At 50.4% G+C, this 19,050-nt stretch carries 14 protein-coding genes; 11 read left to right on the forward strand and 3 right to left on the reverse strand.

Annotated features, from left to right (window positions below):
* Window positions 1–160: 160 nt before the first annotated feature.
* The 11 genes from BLQ13_RS18370 (at window position 161) to BLQ13_RS18420 (ending at window position 12,488) form a co-directional block, all read left to right on the forward strand.
* Window positions 161–1,006, forward strand: a complete 846-nt coding sequence (locus BLQ13_RS18370) for an ABC transporter ATP-binding protein (protein WP_154959397.1) — start codon at window positions 161–163, stop codon at window positions 1,004–1,006.
* On the forward strand, window positions 987–1,793 hold the full coding sequence (locus BLQ13_RS18375; RefSeq protein ID WP_090922769.1) for an ABC transporter permease: 807 nt from the start codon (window positions 987–989) through the stop codon (window positions 1,791–1,793). Before BLQ13_RS18370 ends, BLQ13_RS18375 begins: the two co-directional genes overlap by 20 nt.
* A 2-nt stretch (window positions 1,794–1,795) precedes the next feature.
* Window positions 1,796–2,728 carry an ABC transporter permease gene (locus tag BLQ13_RS18380; RefSeq protein WP_244159375.1) on the forward strand — a complete coding sequence of 311 codons (933 nt, stop codon included), beginning with the start codon at window positions 1,796–1,798 and terminating at the stop codon, window positions 2,726–2,728.
* Window positions 2,729–2,879: 151 nt separating this feature from the next.
* Window positions 2,880–3,944, forward strand: coding sequence for an ABC transporter substrate-binding protein (locus BLQ13_RS18385; protein WP_090922771.1), 1,065 nt, complete (start codon window positions 2,880–2,882; stop codon window positions 3,942–3,944).
* A 193-nt stretch (window positions 3,945–4,137) separates the two neighbouring features.
* Window positions 4,138–5,520, forward strand: a complete 1,383-nt coding sequence (locus BLQ13_RS18390; RefSeq protein ID WP_090922773.1) for an aspartate aminotransferase family protein — start codon at window positions 4,138–4,140, stop codon at window positions 5,518–5,520.
* 29 nt (window positions 5,521–5,549) lie between these two features.
* Window positions 5,550–6,824, forward strand: coding sequence for a M20 family metallo-hydrolase (locus BLQ13_RS18395; RefSeq protein WP_090922775.1), 1,275 nt, complete (start codon window positions 5,550–5,552; stop codon window positions 6,822–6,824).
* Window positions 6,825–6,828: 4 nt separating this feature from the next.
* On the forward strand, window positions 6,829–7,710 hold the full coding sequence (locus BLQ13_RS18400; protein WP_090922776.1) for a nitrilase-related carbon-nitrogen hydrolase: 882 nt from the start codon (window positions 6,829–6,831) through the stop codon (window positions 7,708–7,710).
* Window positions 7,711–7,816: 106 nt separating this feature from the next.
* Window positions 7,817–9,184, forward strand: coding sequence for an NAD(P)-dependent oxidoreductase (locus BLQ13_RS18405; RefSeq protein ID WP_090922778.1), 1,368 nt, complete (start codon window positions 7,817–7,819; stop codon window positions 9,182–9,184).
* 327 nt (window positions 9,185–9,511) lie between these two features.
* Complete coding sequence (gene preA, locus BLQ13_RS18410; RefSeq protein ID WP_090922780.1) at window positions 9,512–10,807, forward strand: NAD-dependent dihydropyrimidine dehydrogenase subunit PreA; 1,296 nt, start codon at window positions 9,512–9,514, stop codon at window positions 10,805–10,807.
* Window positions 10,804–12,249 carry a dihydropyrimidinase gene (gene hydA, locus BLQ13_RS18415; protein ID WP_090922782.1) on the forward strand — a complete coding sequence of 482 codons (1,446 nt, stop codon included), beginning with the start codon at window positions 10,804–10,806 and terminating at the stop codon, window positions 12,247–12,249. The genes preA and hydA overlap by 4 nt, the downstream gene beginning before the upstream one ends.
* Window positions 12,249–12,488, forward strand: coding sequence for a hypothetical protein (locus BLQ13_RS18420; protein WP_244159376.1), 240 nt, complete (start codon window positions 12,249–12,251; stop codon window positions 12,486–12,488). Before hydA ends, BLQ13_RS18420 begins: the two co-directional genes overlap by 1 nt.
* An 83-nt stretch (window positions 12,489–12,571) precedes the next feature.
* Here the strand turns inward: BLQ13_RS18420 and BLQ13_RS18425 are convergent, their stop codons facing one another.
* From BLQ13_RS18425 to BLQ13_RS18435, 3 genes are all read right to left on the reverse strand, one after another.
* Entirely contained in the window at window positions 12,572–14,308 is a 1,737-nt protein-coding gene (locus BLQ13_RS18425) for a PucR family transcriptional regulator (protein WP_090922784.1), read from the reverse strand.
* A gap of 313 nt (window positions 14,309–14,621) precedes the next feature.
* Window positions 14,622–17,921 carry an efflux RND transporter permease subunit gene (locus tag BLQ13_RS18430; RefSeq protein ID WP_090922786.1) on the reverse strand — a complete coding sequence of 1,100 codons (3,300 nt, stop codon included), beginning with the start codon at window positions 17,919–17,921 and terminating at the stop codon, window positions 14,622–14,624.
* Between the two features lie 33 nt (window positions 17,922–17,954).
* A complete protein-coding gene (locus tag BLQ13_RS18435) occupies window positions 17,955–18,902 on the reverse strand; it encodes a TetR/AcrR family transcriptional regulator (protein ID WP_090922788.1) in 948 nt (315 codons plus the stop codon).
* Window positions 18,903–19,050 lie beyond the last annotated feature (148 nt).

Below are 19,050 nucleotides of genomic sequence, written 5' to 3' on the forward strand. Positions count from 1 at the left end.
TACAAGCCCATACTGCACACAGTTTGTATAATGTAATTTTCGGCCAAATCGATATAGTAGTATCTAACAAGTCAACCCGTTACGTTTGTGTAGGTTAACCTTCCACCATTCAGCCTTGACGTTTGCTCCAACCATCCCATCCTTCCAAAGGAGAATGCCTATGAACTCTCCCTCTGTTGTATCTCTTCATCCATCCACAAGAGTTACCTCTGAACAACAGCTTATCGAGGTGGATCATGTTTCTGTCATCTTTGGCAGCGGTCCTCAGCAAGTAACGGCGCTATCCGATGTGACGTTCCATATTGCTCCCAATGAATTTGTCTCCTTACTGGGTCCCTCCGGCTGTGGCAAATCAACATTACTGCGAATTGTCGCTGATCTTCTACAGCCAACAACAGGCCGTGTTCGAATTGCAGGAAAGGAACCGAAGCAGGCAAGATTGCAACGGCAGTTTGGTATTGTCTTTCAGACTCCGGCTCTGTTCGATTGGCGAACGGTGCGCCACAATGTAGAATTGCCGCTTGAACTGCTAGGTACCCGGCGAAAAGAGTGTCGACGCATTAGCAGTGAACTGCTGGATATGGTTGGACTGACGAGATTTGCAGATCATTATCCATGGCAACTGAGCGGAGGGATGCAACAACGCGTGTCTATTGCACGTGCACTGGCGCTTGATCCACCCCTTCTATTAATGGATGAGCCGTTCTCTGCGCTGGATGAATTCACCAAAGAAAAATTGCAGATGGAGCTACTTGAGATTAAACGTTCCACCGGAAAAACCTTCCTCTTTGTTACCCATAGCATCCCCGAAGCAGTCTTTTTATCGGACCGCATCATCGTACTCTCTGCCCATCCGGGCCAAGTGCATTCGGTTCATTCCGTGAACCTTCCAGCCGAGCGAGAGAACCAGTTGAGGGAAACCGAACCTTTCTATCAGATGATAACGACAATTCGTAACTGTTTTCATGAGGAGCGTGATGCGACCCATGTTCCTTCGTTTACTTAAACCGGGTTACCGTGCCTGGGTGATGATCTGGATCATATCGATCTTTGTCCTTTGGGAAGGGCTGGCGTGGATGCTACATCTGTTTATGTCTCCGCAGCAGGCCACTTCTCGTTTGCCGTATCTCCACGTTGTTATGGATTCGTTCTACCGTCACTGGAACACGCTGGCGGAGCAAAGTTCGGTTACCTTTGGCAATGCTGCCATCGGTTTTGCCGGAGGAACATTGCTAGGAGCATTACTGGCACTGCTCATGAGCGCCGCAGTCTGGATTGAACGCACGTTGTCTCCTTACGTAGTGTCTTCACAGATGGTTCCGGTGATCGGGCTTGCTCCGATCGTATATGGCATTATTCATAATGCAGAGTGGGCGCGAATTGTCATGGCGGCATATGTTACCTTTTTCCCGGTGATTATCCATACTTTAAAAGGTTTGAAAAGCGCTTCTCCCCAGCATCTGGAACTCATGCGTGCCTACGGCACTTCGTGGAGGGCACGTTACGTAAAGTGTTTACTGCCTTCGGCGCTTCCTGGTCTATTCTCCGGCATGAAAATTGCGGCTCCGCTCGCAGTGACCTCCTCGATTGTCGTGGAACTGATGGGAGCACCTGATGGACTTGGCGTACTGATGGTCAGCTCGCTGTATTATGGTTCAGCACAGGCGGGTATGTTCTGGGCAACCATCATGCTTAGTATGGGCATTGGGCTCATCTCCTATCTGTTCATCAGCTTGGCTGAACACTGGCTTACTCCATGGCAGCCCGAATTCAGACCCAAAGGAGGGGAGTAGCCATGAGCGAAAGTAGCGTATTCCAGCCAAAAAGGGATGAAGGAACCACAAACGGAGTTACAGGGCATGCTCTTCCTGGCGAGAGGGGATCGAGACAACAAGCAGAACATTCGTCCTCGTCTACTGATTATTTCCGCACAAGTACTTCGCGTATTGGCATGAAGGCCGGCATGCTGCTCCGCAACCTGTTGCCTTGGCTCGCAGGAGCGATTTTTCTAACATTGTGGCAACTGCGCTTCTTTCATGTGCTGCTGTCACTGGAAGATTATCAGTTGCCCGTACCCTCCGCCATTGCTATATCCATCCGGGACAATGCCGAGATGCTCTTCCGCTATGCCATCTACAGTGGTACCGAGATGCTGGGCGGGTTTCTGATTGGCTCGCTGCTAGGGGCTCTGGCTGCGATGGGAGCTTCACTTTTTGCAAATTGTGGCAGGGCAGCCGTCACAGTCCTGTCCGCGCTGAATGCTGTTCCGATTGTGGCTCTGGCTCCGATCATGAACAACTGGTTTGGAGACGGGATTTGGTCCCGGATCGCCGTTGTATCGGTCATCACGATGGCCGCGATGGCTGTCAGCCTGTTCAAAGGGCTAACCTCTATTCAGCCGCAGTATGAAGAACTACTGAGCAGCTTGGCGGCGAGCAGGAAACAGTTTTTTTGGAAGCTAAGGATGCCTCATGCCCTGCCATCTCTCTTTGCGGGTCTGAAAATCAACATGTCGACCAGTATTATCGGCGCGATTGTAGGGGAGTTTTTTATCGCATCCCAGGGGCTGGGTTACTTGCTTTCGGATCAGATACGGCTCGCCAACATGCCGCTGGCCTGGTCCTGTATCGTCATCGCAGCGATCCTCGGCATTGTGCTCTATGAGACGGTTGTTCTGGCTGAAAAGCGCCTGCTTCACTGGAGTCGTGCGCATACGTCAGCACAGTAGACAGGTATGTACAGAAAAAGTGAGCACATAGATAAGGATTCGATTATCCCTCCAATACAATTCTGAATGCTCCGTATTCTAGCGGGAGATTCGTTCTCCGTTTCGCGTACCGTTAACAAAATCCATATATAAACAGGGGGTTGTTCTGTACATGTACAAAACGTTGAAGCCGGGTTTAGGGATGTTGATCTTGTGTGTAGTGCTGGTGCTGGCAGCATGTTCTGCAAAAAGCGAACCAGCAGCGCAGCCAGCCGCTGCAAGCTCGGGTGGTTCAGGAACCGCGGAGCAACCATTAACCAAAGTGAAGATTCAGCTTAAATGGGTACCGCAAGCACAGTTTGCCGGAATATATGCCGCGAAGGAACAAGGTTTTTTTGCAGAGGAAGGCATTGATGCGGAGATTATCCCAGGTGGCCCGGATATCGTTATTGAGCAACAGGTCGTTAATGGTGCAGCCGATGTGGGCATTACGGGAGTGGACAGCTTGCTGGTCAGCCGGGATAACGGTCTTCCCCTCGTTTCACTTGCCCAGATCTCACAGAAGAGCAGCTATCGCCTGATCGCGAAGAAGTCAGCAGGTATTACCGATCCGGCACAGATGAAGGGCAAGAAGGTCAGTACCTGGTTTGGAAGTCAGCAGTTTCAGGTGCTTGCTTTTATGGAGAAAAACGGACTTGATCCGAAAAAGGATATTGAACTGGTGAAGCAGGGCTTTACGATGGATCAGTTTTTCAATGATCAGGTGGATGTGGCTACGGCCACGATTTATAACGAATATCACGTTGTACTGGAGAGCGGTACAAAAGAATCTGATCTGGACGTGTTCAACATTGAGGATGCCGGAGTCGGCATGCTGGAGGATACGCTGATTGCCAAGAAGGACTGGGTGGAGAACAATCACGAATTGGCGGTAAAAGTAACCCGGGCTATCCTGAAAGGCTGGAACTATGCCATTGATCATCAGGATGAGACGGTAGATATCGTGATGAATAATGTGACCGAGGGCAGTACGACTCGTGAACATCAAGTAACGATGCTTGAAGAGATTGCCAAGTTGATTCGTCCGGAAGGGTTTAGCGAGAAACAAGTGGGAAGTTTTGTCGATGAATCGTTTACCCGCACGGCAGATATTGCACTGAAATACGGACTGATCAAGAAAGCAGCCAATCTGGATGAAGTACTGGAGAAGAGTATATATGAAGAGGCCGTGAAATAAGCCCGGAGGCCGGGCAGTTTGAAAGAACGGAGGATGTATAGGAGCCTTGAAATAGGCTGAGACATGGGAACATAGACTGAGGGATAAATCGATTGTTCTGGCATAGATCGAGTTGTCGGATGTACATGATCATGTGGATGGGCGTGACGTGGGAACATTGCTACACGCATCACATAGGAGAGGAGCGGGATGGATGAGTTCTGTGGATCAGCAAGCACAACGTCTGGGCGGTACGAAGGAAGAATGGCTGGAGAAGGATCGCAAATATATCTGGCACCACATCTCGCCCCATAACGATCACCCGTTGATTGCCGTTAGCGGTGAGGGGAGCTGGATTACGGATCAGGAGGGTAAACGTTACCTCGATGCCATGTCGGGCTTATGGTGCGTCAATGTAGGGCATGGACGTGAGGAGATTGCCAAACGTGCTTATGAACAGATGAAAACTCTCGCGTACATCCCGATGACACAGAGCCATGAACCGGCGATTTTACTGGCAGAGAAGCTGAATGAATGGCTAGAGGGAGAGTATCGAATCTTTTTCTCCAATTCAGGTTCGGATGCCAATGAGGTGGCTTTCAAAATAGCCCGTCAGTTCCACCATCAGAACGGTGAGCCCGCGCGTCATAAATTCATCTCTCGTCACCGTGCCTATCACGGTAACTCTATGGGGGCACTGGGCGCAACGGGGCAAGCCGCACGCAAGATCAAATACGAGCCGCTCGGTGTAGGATTCTCCCATGTTCCTCCGCCGTACTGTTACCGTTGTCCGTTTGGAAAAAGTAAGGATAGCTGTGGGCTCGAATGTGCTGCCATCTATGAGGAAGTCATTCAATGGGAAGGCCCGGAGACGGTGGCTGCCGTGATTATGGAGCCGGTGATTACCGGTGGTGGTATGATTGTTCCTCCGCCAGATTATATGCGCAGGGTACAGGACATCTGCCAGCGCTATGGCGTGCTGTTCATTGTAGATGAGGTGATCTGCGGATTTGGCCGCTCCGGGCAGAAGTTCGGTCACCAGAACTATGGTGTACAGCCGGACATCGTCACGATGGCTAAAGGCATGACCAGTGCTTATGCACCGTTATCCGCCACGGCGATAAGAGCCGACTTGTATGACTCTTTTCGGGAGCCTGGAACGGATAACCACTTTCGCCATGTGAACACATTTGGCGGGAATCCGGTATCCTGTCAGGTTGCTCTGGCAAATCTGGAGATTTTGGAAAGGGAGCAACTGGTCAGCCGGGCTGCGGAACTGGGTCAGCTGCTTGGAGATAAATTATCACCGCTACTTGAACTTCCTTCTGTAGGCGATATCCGTCTATTCGGATTCACCTGTGGCATCGAGATGATTGAGCCGGACGGTTCACCGGCGACAACGGAGAATGTCATGAAGGTGCTGGCTCATTGTAAACGGGAAGGCATCCTGATCGGCAAGAACGGAGACACGGTGCCGGGCTTTGCGAACATTTTGAACCTATCTCCGCCCTTTGTCACTACCGAAGAAGAACTGGATCTTATCGTAAGTCATTTGTTTACCGCACTTCGCAGTCTGGATGAGGTAGGCATGAGTTGATTTAATGTGTGACAAGGAGGAGAGGAAGGATGCAGGCCATAACCGGGTTATCCATTAATCAGCTGAGGCTGAATGAACATATTGAACAGTTAGCTGAGATCGGCAAGATCGGAGATACAGGGGTATGCAGGCTTGCCCTTACTCCAGAGGACATGGAGGGCATCAACCAAGTCAGATTCTGGATGGAGAAAGCAGGTCTTGTGACTCGAATGGATGCTTTCGGTAATCTGATTGGTCGCCTGGAAGGGACGGATGCAACTAGACCTATTCTGATGGTCGGTTCACATATCGACTCCCAGCCGTATGGAGGTCGTTATGACGGTGCGATCGGTGTACTCGGTGCGCTGGAGGCCGTACAGTGCCTGATTGAACAAGGCATACAGCCACGCATGCCGATTGAAGTGATTGCTTTTTGCGATGAAGAGGGATCACGGTTTAACAAAGGTTTATTTGGTTCACGAGGCATCACAAACCAGTTGGAGGAAGGAGAGCTGGATCGGGAGGATAAAAACGGGGTGACTCGCCGGGAGGCGCTGGCATCCTTCGGGTGTTCGCCCTCAGAATTCACAGCAGCGGTGTACTCTCCCGGTTCCATTGGCAGTTATCTGGAGCTACATATTGAGCAGGGACCTGTACTTGAGGCTATGAATGCTCAGATCGGTCTGGTGACAGGCATCTCGGGTCCCCTCTGGCTCACGGTGACTATGAAAGGAATGGCCGGGCATGCGGGTTCGGTGCCAATGGGGATGCGTCATGATGCACTTGTGGGTAGTGCCAAAGTGATTGCGGCCTTTGATGATCTGGTCCGTGAAGATCCGGGAGCGCCCACTGTCGGTACGGTAGGTAGTCTGAGAGTGTTTCCGAATTCAAGGAATATCATTCCTGAAGAAGTGAGCTTTACAGTAGATTTGCGTGATATGGAGATGGAGCGGCGTAATCGGCTGGAGGCCCGTTTGATGACATTGCTGGATGAAATCAGCTCCCGGTATGGTCTGACATATACGGTCACCGAGGATACCAATAGTGAACCGCGCTATTGTGCGGATTCCATGATGTCCGTCATTCGCTCTTCTGCGGAAGAGATGGGAGCAGTCATGCCTGAATTGATGAGTGGCCCGTTCCATGATGCGCTCGCTCTGTCTTATGTGTGCGATTATGGCATGATTTTTGTCCGCAGCAAGGACGGTATCAGCCATCATCCAAGTGAATATTCCTCTCCCGGGGATATTGCGTTAGGCACGGAGGTGCTCTATCGCACCATCCGCAAGATATGTACCGGTAATCCACCAAAGGAGGCGGGATAACGTTATGGCGAAAATCAGCATTGGTTTGATTCAGGCTTCCCATGAAATCGAAGGTTCGGCCCCGGTTGAAGTGCATAAGGAGGCAGCCATTCAGAAGCATATTACACTTGTACGCGAGGCGGCGGCACAAGGGGCGAAGATCATCGGATTGCAGGAAGTGTTTTACGGGCCTTACTTTTGCACAGAACAAACGCCCAAATGGTATGCATCCGCAGAGCGGGTTCCCGAAGGGCCGACCACCCGGCGTTTTCAGGAGCTGGCGAAGGAGCTTGCTGTTGTCCTTGTTTTGCCTGTGTACGAAGTAGAGGGTATTGCTTCTTATTACAATACGGCGGCGGTGATTGATGCGGATGGAACGTATCTGGGCAAATACCGCAAACATCATATTCCGCATGTCGAGGCGGGAGAGGGCACGAACGGCTTTTGGGAAAAGTATTATTTTAAACCTGGTAATCTCGGTTATCCGGTATTTGATACGGCTTACGCCAAAGTGGGCGTGTATATCTGTTATGATCGACATTTTCCTGAAGGTGCACGTTTGCTTGGGCTGGCAGGGGCAGAGATTGTTTTTAACCCATCGGCTACAGTGGCAGGCACCTCGGAGTATCTATGGAAGCTGGAACAGCCAGCCCATGCGGTAGCCAACGGATACTACGTAGCAGCAATCAACCGTGTAGGCATGGAGGCGCCATGGAACATGGGTGAGTTTTATGGGCAGTCTTATCTGGTGGACCCGAGAGGGCGCATGGTGGCGATGGGGAGCAGGGATCAGGATGAAGTGGTCATTGGCGAGATGGATACGGAGTTGATCCGTGAGGTACGTAATGTGTGGCAGTTTTACCGGGATCGCAGACCAGAGACGTATGAACATCTGGTGAGCTTGTAGATCGGATCTAGAGCGTTGTGGCAGGAAGTATAGGCTTGGCATTTGTCAGGCATATCAATGGATGGTACGGCAGAAATCTTAAATCCGCGGGAGGTGCGTGACATTGATGAACCGTTCTGGAACAGCATGGTCGGATTACGGCTGGGAAAATCGTTTTAGCGAGATGAAACCAGCCATGACCAATAAGGAAGCGATGGAAGAGTCCAACCGCTGTCTGTATTGTTACGATGCTCCATGTATTAAAGCATGTCCTACGGATATCAATATTCCTTCTTTTATCAAAAAAATAGCAACAGGACATCTCAAAGGGTCGGCTCGCACCATCATGGATGCCAATCCGGTTGGCGCGAGTTGCGCACGTGTCTGTCCTACAGAAGAGTTATGTGAGGGGGCCTGTGTGTTGAACGAGTCCTCCAAGCCGATCCGCATTGGTGATCTGCAGCGCTATGCGACAGACTGGGCAATGGAGAGGCATGAACCGCTGTTTCATGCAGCCCCGTCAAACGGGAGAAGTGTGGCTATTGTCGGGGCAGGACCGGCAGGGCTCTCCGCAGCACGCGAATTGGGCCGGGCAGGATATGATGTGACCATCTATGAAGCCAAGGCGAAAGGCGGCGGACTGAATACCTATGGCATCGTATCCTTCCGCCTGCCGGAGTCGGTCCCATTATGGGAAGTCGATCAGGTGGAGTCACTCGGAGTAAAGATTCGATACGGTGTAAGGGTTGGTGTAGATGTAGCAGCCCCCGAATTGCTGGAACAACATGAGGCTGTCATTCTCGCATGTGGGATGGGGTCGGTCCCGATGCTGGGCATTGAAGGGGAGACGCTGGAAGGCGTCTATGATGCGATTGAGCTTGTAGAATCCACCAAACAGGGGGTGCCGCCAGCGCTGCATGGTTTGAATGTAGCTGTAATTGGTGCAGGCAATACAGCAGTGGACGCAGCGACTTGTTCGGTGCGCCTGGGTGCAGAGCGAGTACAGATGTTGTATCGGCGCGGAGAGCAGCAGATGACGGCCTATGCGTTTGAGTACACTTTTGCCAAGCAAGAGGGCGTGGAGTTTCGTTGGTTTACGATGCCGGAGCGTATTCTTGGAGACGAGAATGGCCGGGTTCGAGGGATGGAGTGTGTGAAAATAGAGCTCGTGACCCCACCTGGCGGCGGACGTGCGATGCCTGTGGCGGTGGAGAATTCAACCTTTATTATCGAATGTGACACGGTGATTCGGGCTATTGGACAGAATCGTTTGCTACCACTAATTGAGGCGTTTGAACTGAAGCATCATGGAGGTGTGGTAGAAGTCGAGGCGCATACGTATCGTACCTCTCATCCTCAGGTGTTTGCGGCAGGAGACGTCATTTTTGGTCAAGGCCAAGGAGAAGCGATGGTCGTTTCAGCGGCACAACAGGGTAAATTGGTCGCTGCCACGATCATGAAAATGCTGCCTGGTTGCTCGGAAGAGAGCGCGTAAGGAAGTCTGTACGCTTTCTCAGAAACTCATCTCCACAGGACTTCATACTGGCTCCTAATCGGCTAATGATCTCCAGACACCCTATTTCTGCAAAAACAAGGCATGTGAACTTCTAACGATCACCACGAAGCTTATTTCACCCAAAACCCGCGGATTCAGGCTGGAAATGGGCAAAAACAGCAAAATAACGTTCCTACGGATCGTTAGAATTTCCAAAGGCCGAATTTTAGCTCAATAAGCGCTGTGGGGATCGTTAGATGGCTATCCTTGTTTACGTTCATCCTAACAAGCTAGATTTACTCCAAATCACATCAAGGAGGGTTCGATATGGCTGACTTATCCATCAATCTGGCGGGCATCCGGTCACCTAATCCATTCTGGCTCGCCTCAGCTCCACCAACCAATACCGGATACCAGGTACAGCGTGCGTTTGAAGCGGGCTGGGGCGGTGCGGTGTGGAAGACACTTGGCGAACCGATTATTAACACCTCCTCCCGTTTTGCGGCTGTACATTTTGGCGGTCAGCGTGTGGCAGGCTTTAACAATATTGAACTGATTTCCGATCGCCCCCTGGAGGTCAATCTGCGCGAGATCGCCGAGACGAAGAAACGTTTCCCTGACCGCGCAGTCGTGGCATCGCTGATGGTGGAACCAAAGCGGGAAAAGTGGCATGAGATTGTCAAAAAGGTCGAGGCCGCCGGCGTCGATGGCCTGGAGCTGAACTTTGGATGTCCGCACGGTATGGCAGAGCGAGGCATGGGCGCTGCATCAGGCCAACAGCCTGATCTTGTCGAGCTACAGACGATGTGGGTAAAAGAAGTGGCTACCACACCGGTCATCGTAAAGCTGACACCCAACATTACAGACATTACGGCAACAGCCCGTGCGGCTGTACGTGGTGGGGCAGATGCGATCTCACTGATCAATACAATCAATTCTCTCGCTGGTGTTGATCTGGACTCCTGGAACACCGTGCCGCATGTAGGCGGCAAGGGAGCACACGGTGGATACTGTGGCCCGGCTGTAAAACCCATCGCGCTTAACATGGTGGCAGAGTGTGCCCGTCATCCCGAAGTGGGTGTGCCGATTTCGGGTATCGGCGGCATATCCGACTGGCGCGATACGGCGGAATTTCTGCTGATGGGTGCAACGGGAGTGCAGGTATGTACGGCGGCGATGCACCATGGCTTCCGCATTGTGGAAGACATGATCGAAGGGCTGAACGATTATTTGGATGAAAAAGGACTTCAGAGTGTAGCCGAACTGGTCGGTCAAACCGTGCCGAGATACTCGGATTGGGGCAATCTGGATCTCAACTACAAGGTAGTTGCCCGCATCAATCGGGATGTATGCATCAATTGCAATAAGTGCCACATTGCCTGTGAAGACACCTCTCATCAATGTATTGATATGTTAACCGACCCGTCAGGTGCTTATCTTGAAGTAGTAGAGGAGGATTGTGTCGGCTGTAATCTGTGTTCCATCGTCTGCCCGGTGGACGGTGCGATCGAGATGATTGAGCTTGCACCAGAACAGGAGTCGGTTACCTGGAACGAACGTCAGTCGGCGATTTCCCTGCTGCAATCTGTTCATAATCCATCAGCCAAGGAGGCGATTTCATGAGTAAGCGTACATTGATTCGCGGTGGTATTTTGGTGACGGCATCGGATACCTTTGAGGCCGATATTTTAATCGCAGCAGGGAAAATAGCGCAGATCGGTATCGGGTTAATCCCTGATGATCAGACAGAAGTACTTGATGCAACAGGCTGTTATATCATACCTGGCGGCATCGATCCCCATACTCACCTCGATATGCCGTTTGGCGGCACGGTCACAGCGGATGATTTTGCTACGGGCACAACGGCCGCGGCCTTTGGTGGTACCACAACCATCATTGACTTTTGTCTGACTCAGAAAGGCCGTCGCTTATCCGAATCCCTACAAGAATGGCATCGAAAAGCCCAAGGGAAAGCTGTCATTGACTATGGATTTCATCTGATGATTGGCGAGATGAATGAGCAGGTGCTGGAAGAACTGCCGCAGATGATTGAAGAGGAGGGCGTATCGTCCTTCAAGGTGTTCATGGCTTACAAAAACCAATTTCAGGCCGATGACGGCATTCTCTTTCAGACGTTGCAAAAAGCCAAAGAATACGGTGCACTTGTGATGGTGCATGCCGAGAATGGAGATGTCATTGACCTGCTTGTGAAGCAGGCGCTCGCTGAAGGTCACACAGCACCGATTCATCATGCACTGACCCGCCCATCTATGCTGGAGGGAGAAGCAACGGGACGTGCCGCCCGTTTGGCCGCTTTGGCGGATTCACAGCTGTATGTGGTGCATGTTACTTGTGCCGAAGCCGCCGAGCAGATCGCGCGCATGCGTGAGATGGGATACCGAATCTGGGGAGAGACATGTCCGCAATATCTGACGCTGGATCAGTCCATAATGGATCAGCCGGACTTTGAGGGGGCCAAATATGTTTGGTCGCCTCCGCTCAGGGAGAAGGGACATCAGGAAGCACTATGGAATGCGCTCCAAAGCGGACAATTACAGACCATTGGTTCGGATCATTGCTCGTTTAACTTCAAGGGGCAGAAGGATCTCGGCAAAGATGACTTCAGCAAAATTCCTAACGGGGGGCCTGTCATTGAAGACCGGCTAAGTATTCTATATTCGGAAGGCGTAGCCAAAGGCCGCATATCACTCAATCAATGGGTTGATCTGTGCTCAACCAGGGCCAGCAAATTATTCGGATTATTTCCTCAGAAGGGAACCCTTGCGGTGGGTACGGATGCGGATATTGTTATTTTTGACCCTTCCGTAACCAGGGTGATTTCGGCGGAAACACATCATATGAACGTGGATTACAGCGCGTTTGAAGGCATGCAGGTACAGGGATGTCCAGTGACCGTGCTTTGTCGTGGCGAGTATGTGGTACGGGATCGGCAGTATATAGGCAATGCAGGGGCAGGAAAATATGTAAAGCGTAATAAGTATGATGCAGGAGCACCGATTCCACCGAGGCAACCGGTGACTGCGATTCATGGGGGGCGGAACTAATGTCGAAACAGATGTCGGAGCACGAAGCATTTGAACTGGAGAAGCTGGACATTGAGCGATTGGTTGAACAGGGGTATCGAATCTGTTCGGTCCGGGAACATCTGGAGGGCGCTCATGTGACATGGGCCCACCCTGATTTTCCAGGAGAGAATGTGGAGCAGCATGTGGGTACAGCCTCGGGCCGAAAGTGGTTCAGTCATATTCTCATACGTCAGCTACAGGAACAGCGTAGTGCATAGTGTAGTGTGTGATGGGGACGTTGACGGACGGCTTAGTTGCCATTTACCCATCTTAGTTCCTAAAACGTACAGACGTGCACTCTTTATACAAGTGATCCATGCACGTATTCATAGGCGTAGAGCGCAAGTTCCATGGCAACCCGTTTCTCGGGTAGAAGGTAGTCTATTCCTAAAAGTGATTCAATTTTATCCAACCGATGGTACAACGTTTGTCTGACGATAAACAGTGCACTGGCCGTCTCTTGTTTGGAGCAGCAGAGCGCCAGGTAATGTTTCAGTGTAAGGAGCAGTTGACCTCCCTTCTCCGCATCATACCGGATCAGTGGCCCCAGGTATTCCGTAATAAAATCATTCAAGTTACCGTTCTGTTTCATACTGGCGATGATGCGATAGCAGTGCAGATTACTGTAAAAGGGCTGCTCCATTACTCCGATATCTTTCTGAATACGTAACGTTTCCTTCGCGGATTCAAGACTCTCTCGCAGGCGTGGGTATTCCGAATAGTTCTGACCGATACCATACAGACCGGAGAAGAGCTGGTGAGTCTGCTCCTGCTCGTGTTGCCGAATTTGCTGAATGCAGGACCACAGATTAGATTTACGCAGAGATGCAGCCTGCGGGTCAATGACAATGAGAATGATCTGGAGATTAAGTACAGTGCTGTAGAGGGTGAAACCTTCCCGGGCAAATACGGAGCGGGCAACGATATTACGCTGAATCAGTATCTTTTGCAGTCTGAGACTGTCGTGTTGCGTAGGGTTGCTGTCGAATAAAACAACTGCGGCCTGTCCTGTGCAGAGAGCCGGATGTACGGCTGCAAGATATTCATGAATTTCTTTCGCGGAGTGATGTCCGTTTAACCAGTCAATGACCCACATATCCTCTTTATACCGCCGTTTTTCCTCCATGTACTGGGTACGCATCCAATCCTGGGCTATGGCAGCAGCACATCGCTCCAGCGCATGAAAAACGTACTCGTCGGATGGGTACGGCAGAGCTGGAGTGGGAGGTTCAGGGTCTGTGTGTTTCTGAGGGAAAAGGATAAGATCAGCAAAGGTGTACTCTAGTGCCTGAACAGGGATGCTGATTGGATTCATTGTGAGCCGACCGGAAAAAGGGTCTGATACCTCTACAGTCGAAGGGTTCGCTGTATAACCGTCAAGGGTAGTGTGATCCATCGATTCACGCTGATCCCACCACAGTTGTCTCTGCTTCTCCAGTTGCTCACGTGGGACATGAGGAATGGCCGTCGCTTCACCTTCCAGCGGATATAAGGCGACAGCATACCCGGTATTGCGTGACAGCAGACGCAGTAGCGGCTGTACACCATCCCCATTCAGCAATAGCTGATGAAAGGAGGTGGTGAGCTGATCCAGTTCCGCGACCATACGCTGATGACTGCGAATCAGGGCAAAATGCAAATCCTGTGTAATATCAATATACCGGACTTGTTCATGAAACCAGATCAGCGGGAAATCCTCCGCCTCCGCCAGTTGTTTCATCGCCTCAAGCTGTGATCGTGTATGTTCCCCGAGTTCAATGCATAACCCTGCGGCACCGCAGGCAATCAATTGTTGCAGAAAAGACAGACCATGCGACTTGCCTCCAGGCCAGCCGATCCCTGTTGTCAGCACCAATTCTCCGCCGCTCAGCAAGCCCTCAATCTCAGGAACCTCCATAATATGTACCCAGCGTACATAACGCTCCAATGCACGCTGACTGGCAAGGTACTCGGCCTTGCGAAATACAGGACGTTTCAGCATGTCTCTAATTTGGATATGAAGCGTGGTCTCTCCCACACCATCACCGCCCTTTCCCATGACTCACCTGTAAATTTGATACAAAGGATGCTGGATTCAGGGTGTTTGCTCACTGGATTTTTAAAGATAAGTATACGTGCATTTAGATAAGATGAGATTAAACCTGACGCTCATTTGGTCTGGATGACAAAAATAGTTATCCTTTTTGTTTTGTATCTAAAATGAGCATCAGATATATGTTCGAATTTTTACCATTGACACGATAAAAAATGCCCTTGATCAGGCACGGGAATCACTACAGATTCCAGTACCCGTCAAGGGCAAATTTTTGCTCGCGATCACATCTGAATCGTGGGAATAACGATAGACTGAATTAATCGACGATTTTTTTCTTTTTGAATTTCATCAGGAACTCATACACGATTGGCACGATGACCAGCGTAAGCAGTGTAGAACTGATCAGACCACCGATTACGGTAATTCCGAGTCCTTTCGAGATGATACCTGCACTTTCTTCGAGACCTGTTACCAGTGGCAACAGGGCACCGATCGTTGCGAGAGCGGTCATCAGGATTGGACGCAGACGTGTAGCTCCGGCTTCCAGCAGCGCTTCACGCGTCGTGAGTCCTTCGTTTTCCTTATGAATAACACGGTCGATCAAAACAATGGCGTTGGTAACAACAATACCGATCAACATCAATGCACCCATCATCGCGGATACGTCGAGTGTACCCCCTGCGATGAACAAACCAACCATGATTCCAATCACGGTGAATGGCAGGGAGAACAGAATCGCGAATGGTGCAAGTCCGCCGCCAAATGTCACCACGAGCACGAAGTATACAATCGCAATGGCTGCCAGCATTGCCAGACCAAGCTGTGTAAAGGTGTCATTAATCTGTTCGGTTGTACCGCCAAACTTCACTTCAACGCCATCCGGCAAGTCCAGCTTGTCGATGTTGGCTTTCAGGTTTTGCGAAGCTTTGGTCACATCGGATGCCAGAATGTTCGCTGTCACCTGTACAACCACTTTACCATCAATACGCATAATGGAGTTTGGTGAAGTGCCTTCTTCCACTTTGGCTACATCCTTGATTGGAACCTGGATGCCCAGTGGTGAAGTGACCTTTTCATTTTCAATATCCTTGATGCTGCTGAACGTTTTGTTGTCCGTTTCTACATAGACTTTGTACGTTTTGTTGTCGATATCCACTTCCGTAAGTACCGGACGTTCACGTACAGGGCTCAGTGCCATTGCCAGTTGACCCGCCGTAAGGCCGAGTTTGCTCAGCTTCTCCTGATCGGCAACGAGGGTGTACTGACCGTAGGTGTCGGAGATGGTGGTATCTGCTTTTTCAAAAGAGTCCTTTTCCGCCTGAACCAGTTTCAGGACTTCTTCAGCTACAGGTTTCAATTGCTCCACACTATCCCCGTAGATGGACAGGCTTAAGTTGCTTCCGCCAAATCCGCCGGACATGTCGAGTTCACTCCATGTGCCTTTGGTCACTTCTTTTTGCAAACCTTCAACCAGTTGTTTCTTCACATCGGTAAAATCTTTAGTGTCTTTATTGTATTGAATGTAGAAGAGTGCAGAGTTACCGCCGCCTCCACCCATGCTAGCGAGCGGGTTACCACCGCCGATGGAATATTGCATTTTCTCCAAACCTGGCTGTTTCAGTAACCATTTCTCAGCAACGAGGGCTTCTTTTTCTACATCTTCACGAAGTGAGCCCGTTTCTGGACTATAGGTGATCGTGGCGAATTTATCCTTCTGCTCTGGTAAGAAACTTGTGCCAATGAATGGGTACAGGAACAAGCTGCCGACCAATAGTAGAACCGCAATAAGAACGGTAATGATTTTGTGAGAGAGCGTCCAGTTCAACAGGCGTTTGTAGCTTTCAGCCAGTTTGCCCGGCTTCTCTTCATGGTTTTGTTTATTTTTGATTCCTTTGTGGAACAAGCTGTGTGCCAGCATTGGAACAATGGTGATCGCAACCAGCAGGGATGCGAGCAGGGCGAATACCATCGTCAGGGCGAATGGCATGAACAACTCTCCGACCATACCGCTAACGAGTGCCAGCGGCAAGAATACCGCAATCGTAACAATGGTTGAGGAGAGGATCGGAATAAACATCTCGCGAGTCGCTTCACGAACCAGATCCCGGCCTTTCAGCATCTCGTTTTTGAGTGTCAGTCTGCGGTAGATGTTCTCGATAACAACGATGGAGTCATCGACAACCCGGCCAATCGCAACTGTCATAGCTCCGAGTGTCATCATGTTCAAGGTAATGTCCATCAGATTGAGCGCCGTCAATGCCATGAGCAGGGAGAGCGGAATCGAGATAATGGAGATAATCGTTGAACGGATGTTACGCAGGAAGAGCAGGATAATCAGAATTGCGAACAGGGCACCAAATACAGCTTTGCCCAGCATCGTGTTGACGGAATCCTGGATAGGCTGACCTTGGTCAAGCAGGATCGTTAATTCTGCATTTTTGAATTGCTTTTGCAGTTCTTCGGCTTTACTTTTGACGGCCTTAACCACGTCCACCGTATTGGCATCGTTGGATTTCACTACGGAAATACCAATGGATTCCTTGCCGTTCGTGCGGGAGATGGACTCGGCTTGACCGATGACCTCAATCTTGGCAATGTCGCTCAGCTTCACGGTAGGGATACCAGCTGCATTTGCGGCACCAGCGGTTCCTGATGGGTTCGCTGCGGCAGCATTGCCACTACCCGCTTGCCCTGCCGCAGGATTGGAACCCTGCGCAGCACCAGATGCATCTTGTCCAGCTTGAGCCGATGGATCAGCGGTTTGACCTGTAGCTTGACCGGTTTGAGCACCGCCACCTTGGGAGGCCCCTTGCGCACCGGCACCCTGGCCTGTAGCACCACCAGCACCTTGGTCTGCACCAGCTCCGCTTGGTACGACTGGAATCGCTAGATTTTTCAGATCATCGAGTCCGATGATGTTGCCGTCCACAACAACGGCTTTCTGGGATTTATCCAGTTCAAATAGGCCGAGCGGCACACGAATGGATGAACCTTTAACGATTCCGTTCACCGTATCTTCACTTAGACCGAGTTCAGCCATTTTGGCTTGATCAAACGTTAATTGCACTTCTTTAACGTACTGACCGGACACTTGAACCTGAGCTACACCATCAATATCTTCTAGTGCAGGTTTGATATCCGATTCTACGAGTCGTGTCAGTTCTTCCAAATCCCCGCCGTCTTTGTCAGACAAACTGAGGGATACAACCGGGAACGAGTTAATGCTGAATTTAGAGATGGTTGGTTTCTGCACACTGTCGGGCAATTGCACCTCATTCAGTGCTTCACGAACCGTAGCTGTTGCGTTCGTCAGGTCCGTTCCATAGTCGAATTCCAGCGTGATGGATGCCGCATTCTCCATAGAAGTGGAGGTGACGGTCTTCACACCCTCGAGGTTGCGTAGCTTCTGTTCCAGCGGCTTCGTGACATCTTCTACAATACCTTCTGGAGCCGCACCCGGATCAATCGCCGTGACATTCAGAAACGGTACATTGATGTTCGGAATAGTCTCCTGCTTCATCGTCATTCCGCTGTACAAGCCTGCGAATGAGATGATGATGGTCAGAATCCAGATTGCAAACTTGTTGTTCAGTGAAAAGTTAATAATCCCTTTCATACGTTGGTTTCTTCTCCTCTCTGTTTCTCCTGTTTATGTGTGTGACGAGTCAGCCTGGATAAACCGGTTATACATGGTATCCATAATGTGCTGAAGCTCGGAGTGCATCGGTTCAAGGATAGTTATCCCTTCCAGGTTACGCATCATGCCGAGAATGATGGCACGCCTTGGCGTAAATTCCATGATCTCTTGTCTTAGTATGGCTATGGTCTCAAGCACATCATTTTTTGACTGACCGGCGGGCAGGTCGCTTGATGCGATATCTTGCATCTGTTTCAGAATATGGACGGGATGCCGCAACATGGTTGCATCTAGTTGGGGTTCAGCAATCCAGGCAGGCCACTGATCCAGCGGAATCAGAGGTTCAGGCCGATGCTGGAGGCAGCCCTGTGCTGCATAATCCATCATTTGCAAAAGATGCGTAGCCATCTTATTGACCGTAAGAGAAGGCATTTCAGTAAACCAGATTTTGACGTACGACAGGAATAGTCCATGTGTCAGAAGGATAAGATCAATCGTATAAGGCTCGATCTCGGAGCCGTATAGATCCTCCAGTTTGTTTTTGAACCAATGCAATGTACGTATCTCAATATCTCTTTGCTGAGGAGTGCAGTGCTCTTTGCGCTGTTGTTCATCATCCATCATCATACTGCGTAGTTGGACGCGCAAAAATTCCTTCAATTCCGCAACATGCGTTAGCAGCACCTCAATCTGTTTATGTAGCCGTTCTCTCGAAGTCAGGCTGCTCTCGTGTTCAATTTGGGACATCTCGTCCATAAGAATGTATACACAGTACTCCAGCGTACTGGCTTCCAGTTCCTCTTTGGATTTGAACATCAGATATAAGCTACCTTTGGACATACCACATAACTCGGCAATCTCCTGCATGGAGGTTGCTGCGCTACCCTTAGCGGAAAACAGCTTGAGCGCTGTGGTGATGACCAGTTTTCTTTTTTCATTCATCCCATGGATCGGGTTCATTAAGGGTATGTTCACCTCACTGGGAACTCTTGAGTTCTTGGATTGACTTTGTGGTCAAACTAAGTATAAACGATGTGAATGAGGGATTACAAATGTGCACGGTGTAGGGGTGTAAAAGAGCCGAAGAGTGGACTGAGAAAAGAATCGA

This window comes from Paenibacillus polysaccharolyticus, assembly GCF_900102085.1.
Classification (GTDB): Bacteria; Bacillota; Bacilli; order Paenibacillales; family Paenibacillaceae; genus Paenibacillus; species Paenibacillus polysaccharolyticus.